The organism is Lactobacillus sp. C449L (genome assembly GCF_059900815.1).
Genome location: NZ_JBWXGA010000218.1, coordinates 1 through 457 on the forward strand (window position 1 = coordinate 1; position 457 = coordinate 457).

General features: G+C 69.6%; 1 protein-coding gene. It reads right to left on the bottom strand.

The features are described from left to right. A partial coding sequence (locus AC2JF9_RS09115; protein WP_500727131.1) for a S10 family serine carboxypeptidase-like protein occupies positions 1 to 457 on the bottom strand: 457 nt, incomplete at both ends.

Below are 457 nucleotides of genomic sequence, written 5' to 3' on the forward strand. Positions count from 1 at the left end.
GATACTCGCCCGCCGCGTAGCCTTCGGCTTCCGCCAGAGCCTGGCGGCTCGCGACGCCGTCGCGCTCCAGCCGCGCTGCCGCGAGCGAGGGCAGCCGGGCCACGAACTCCATCGCGCCGTGCCGCGGCTGGCCGAGGAAGCCGAAATCGAGCACCGGCGAGAGCAGGATCGCTCCGGACATCCCGATGCCGAGCTCCGTCTGGAGCTTCTGCACCACAAGGGGACCGCGGAACCCGCCATAGCTCTCGCCCACATAGAACTTCGGCGAGGCGAGACGGTCGTTCTGGCGCAGCCAGCGCGAGATCGCGGCGGTGATGGACGAGATGTCGCCCTCGACCGTGAAGTAGCGGTCGCGGATCTCCTCACGCGAGCCGGAGGCGCGGCTGTAGCCCGTCTCGACCGGGTCGAGGAACACGAGGTCGGTGAAGTCGAGCCAGGTCTCGGCATTGGGCACGAG